The organism is uncultured Georgenia sp., from assembly GCF_937958535.1.
GTDB lineage: Bacteria > Actinomycetota > Actinomycetes > Actinomycetales > Actinomycetaceae > Oceanitalea.
Genome location: NZ_CALGNQ010000048.1, coordinates 1 through 4,005, shown reverse-complemented (window position 1 = coordinate 4,005; position 4,005 = coordinate 1). Strand labels below are relative to the sequence as shown.

The window sequence follows — 4,005 nt, the reverse complement described above, 5'->3', positions numbered from 1 at the left end:
GCGACGACCGCGGAGGTCACCGCTGCCGTCGACGCCGCCTGGGCCGCCCGTCGGGAGTGGCGCCGCACCGCCCCCACCGAGCGCGCCGCGTGCCTCCGCGCCGCAGCGGCCGCCCACCGGGCAAACGCGGACCGGCTCGGGGACCTGCTCACCGCTACGACGGGCCGGCTCGTCGGTCAGTCGCGTGAGTCGGCGGCCGTCGCCGCCGACCTGCTCGACGAGGCGGCCACGACCGGGCTGGGGAACGCCGGGCGAGTGCTCGCGGGAGCACCGGCCGGCCTCGACGTCGTCCGACGGGAGCCGCGCGGTGTCGTCGCCGTCATCACGCCGTGGAACGACCCCTTCCCGACGGCCGCTGGGCTGCTCGCCGCCGCGCTCGTCACCGGGAACACCGTCGTCCACAAGCCCTCGGAGCGGTCCGCCGTGCCGGGGTGGGAGCTGGCCCGGCTCGTTGCCGAAGCGCTGCCGCCCGGCGTGCTCAACGTCCTCACCGGTGACGGCGAGACCGGTGCCGCACTGGTCGCCGACGAACGGGTCGCGCTCGTCGCCCATGTCGGCTCGACGGCGGCCGGACGACGCATCGCCGCCGTGGCGGGCGCGCGCGGTGCGAAGGTGCTCCGAGAGAACGGCGGCGCCGACGCCGTCGTCGTCGACTCCGGGCTGGACCCGCGTTGGGTCGCGGAGCAGGTCGCGCTCGGGGCCTTCACCAACACGGGGCAGATCTGCACCTCGGTGGAGCGGGTGTACCTTCCCGACGGCGTCGCCGACGCCGTGCTGGCCGAGCTCGTCACGGTCGCCGAGGGCCTCGTCGTCGGGAACCCAGCAGACCCGGCCACGACGCTCGGTCCGCTCGTGGACCGGGACCAGCTCGCCGTCGTCGACAAGCACGTGCGTGCCGCGGTGGCCGGTGGTGCCCGCTGCCTCACCGGAGGTGCACCGCTGGACGGACCCGGCGTCCACTACCCCGCCACGGTGCTCGACCGTTGCCCGCGGGAGACCGCCGCCGTCGCCGAGGAGACCTTCGGGCCGGTCGCCGCCGTCGTGCGTGTGCGGGACTTCGACGAGGCCCTGGCGCTGGCGGGAACAGGCCGCTACGGCCTGTCGGCCACCGTGCTCACGCCGGACCTGGGACGGGCGCTGCGGGCGGCGGAGGAGCTCGAGGTGGGGACCGTCAAGGTCAACGGGGTCTTCGGCGGGGCGCCCGGCGGCTCGGCCGACCCGCGGCGGGACAGCGGCAGCGGCGCTGGCTACGGCCCCGACCTCCTCACCGAGATGACGGTGCTCAAGACGGTCCACCTCGAGGCGCCGCCGGGCTGACGCGGCGACGCCTCGCTCGGCGAAGCGCAATAGGTGACCGCTCGCCATAGGCGGTACGCGGTGTGAGCGCGCACTGGAGCGCCTAATTCGCCTAGTCCCGGCCCCCCGTGCGTAGCACGGCAAAAACCACGTTGACGCAGACGACGAAACATGCTAACCGGCGAGAGTGTCTCATTGCGCGAGATTCTCGCGTTGTTTGATGCTGAACTGTGACGTTCCCTCTCCGGATCCGGCCGACGGAAGCGCTAACCTCCAGTTGGCGGCATCTGTCGCATTTCGGACGGTGTCGTCGTTCCAGATGACCGAGCGGGCGGGCACGGGCGGTGAGTCATGGTGCTGGAAACACGCATTGCTGCTGTGCACGGCTGAGCGGTCTCCGTCGAATTCGAAAGGGGGATCCATGACAGCCGTCATGGCGACCGACCCACCTCGGAGGAGGTGGCGGCGCGGTCTGGCGATCGGCGCAGCAAGTGCACTTGCTGTGGTCGGCGCGACCGTTCCGGCAGTACAGGCACTGCCGGAAGACGACTCCGAGGCGGAGGGTCGTCTTCTGAGTGGTGGAGGCGTTGTCGACCTCAACAGCATTGCTGCGCTCAACCCAGCATACAGCGCTGACCCGAGCGCAACGGGCGTCGCCCAGAACCCGTTGTCACTCGACGTCCTCAACGCCCTGGACATCGATCTCGGAGACGGAGTTCAGCTCTTCGGCGAGAACGGTGTCGTGGGCGTCGGTGCGCTGGCGCAGTATGCGCGAACGAACCCGGGCGAGGCGCCCTTTGCGTCCTCCGGAGCGGTCAATGCCGATGGCACGATCGCATTCGCGCCGACCGACCCGAACCAGAACGCATTCCTCGACCTGGGGCCGCTGCTCGACGCGGCCGGTCTGGCCGAGCTGCTCTCGGTGGCCCGGCTCGAGCTCGGTGCGCTGTCCGCGTCGGCCACTCTCGACGAGGACGGCAACCCGATCGGTGACTACCAGGTCGCGGACGGCACGCTCGTCCTGCAGAGCCCGGCCGTCGCCGCGCTCAGCGATGGCGTCTACGACGTCCTCGGGGACGTCTCCGACCCGCTGAACGACCTGGTCGGGGAGGGTGGCGCCATCGACTCGGCGCTCCAGCCCCTGCTCGGCGGTCTTAGCGAGCTCGTCGACGGTCTGCTCACCGTGGTGGGCGGCTCCCTGAGCCCGCTCAGTGTGAGCGCGACCCTCGACCTCGACCTCCAGGCGGCGGTGGACTCCGTGCTCTCCCAGCCGCTGACGAGCGACGACAGCGCGGTGACGCTCGACCTGAGCACCGGGGAGATCCTCGTCGACCTCTCGATGCTCGTGCGCGACTCCCAGGGCGGTCCCTTCGAGGGGACGCTCAACGGGCTCGACCCGAACACCGAGGTGCTCGGGCCGCACGTCGTCCAGGCGGCGCTCGACGGTGCGATCGGCTCGATCTTCGACCAGATCCCGGCGCTGCTCGTCAACGCGGTCACCGACGCGCTGCACGCCGCCGACCTGGAGATCGGGATCTCCGGTGCGGTCACCGGTCCGCTGGGTGTGCCGATCGGCGCGCTCCAGGTGAACATCGGCGGCACGCTCGGTGACTTCCTGGGCGTCGAAGGCTCCACGCCGCCCACCGTCGACCTCGACGGGACGTCGGTCGCGGGCCTGCCGTTGGGGACCCTCCTGACGCCCGTGGTCAACCTCGTGGTCGGGGACCTGCTGCCGGCCCTGGTGACACCCGTCAGTGAGGCCATCACGGACGTGGGAACGCTCGACACGATCTTCCGGCCTGCGGTGGAGCTCACGGCAGCTCTCCTCGACCCCCTCGCGGAGCTCATCACCGAGAACCTCGTCTCCGTGACGGTCAACGTCCAGGAGCTGCCGGGTGAGTTCACCACCCCGACGGCAGGTACGGAGGACGTCTTCACCCAGCGTGCCGTCCAGGTCTCGCTGCTCCCGGGTGACACCCCGCTCGCCGAGGTGAGCATCGCCTCCGCCGCCGTCCGGGCCGTCCCGGAGCAGGAGACGGAGCCGGCGATCGAGGTCACGCCCGCGGAGGTCGCGATCGGCGACACCATCACCACCGACGGAACCGGCTTCGACCCGGACAGCGACCTCACCGTCACGTACGAGGACAGCGCTGGGGACGAGGTCGGGCAGAGCACTGCCACCACGGATGGCGACGGGGGCTTCACCGTCGACTTCGTCGTCCCGGAGGGGACCGCACCCGGGACGCTGACGGTGGAGGCGACCCAGGGCGACAACGTCGCCACGGCAACGACGGAGGTCATCGAAGGCGACCCGGGTACGGACCCGGATGCTGGGACTGACCCCGATGCGGGTACGGACCCCGACGCGGGTACGGACCCGGATGCTGGGACTGACCCCGACGCGGGTACGGACCCGGATGCGGGGACCGACCCGGATGCTGGGACCGACCCCGACGCGGGCACGGACCCGGACGCCGGCACGGACCCCGACGCGGGCACGGACCCGGATGCTGGGACTGACCCCGACGCGGGCACGGACCCGGATGCGGGGACCGACCCCGACGCGGGTACGGACCCGGATGCTGGGACTGACCCCGACGCGGGTACGGACCCGGATGCGGGGACCGACCCGGATGCTGGGACCGACCCCGACGCGGGCACGGACCCGGACGCCGGCACGGACCCCGACGCGGGCACGGACCCGGATGC

The 4,005-nt window shown here is 71.9% G+C and carries 2 protein-coding genes; both read left to right on the top strand.

The window, feature by feature from the left end; translation table 11 throughout:
* The coding region (locus Q0195_RS03015) for an aldehyde dehydrogenase family protein (protein WP_299274330.1) at positions 1 to 1,317 on the top strand (1,317 nt) is incomplete at its 5' end.
* Positions 1,318 to 1,516: 199 nt separating this feature from the next.
* A partial coding sequence (locus tag Q0195_RS03010) for a choice-of-anchor G family protein (protein ID WP_366518071.1) occupies positions 1,517 to 4,005 on the top strand: 2,489 nt, incomplete at its 3' end.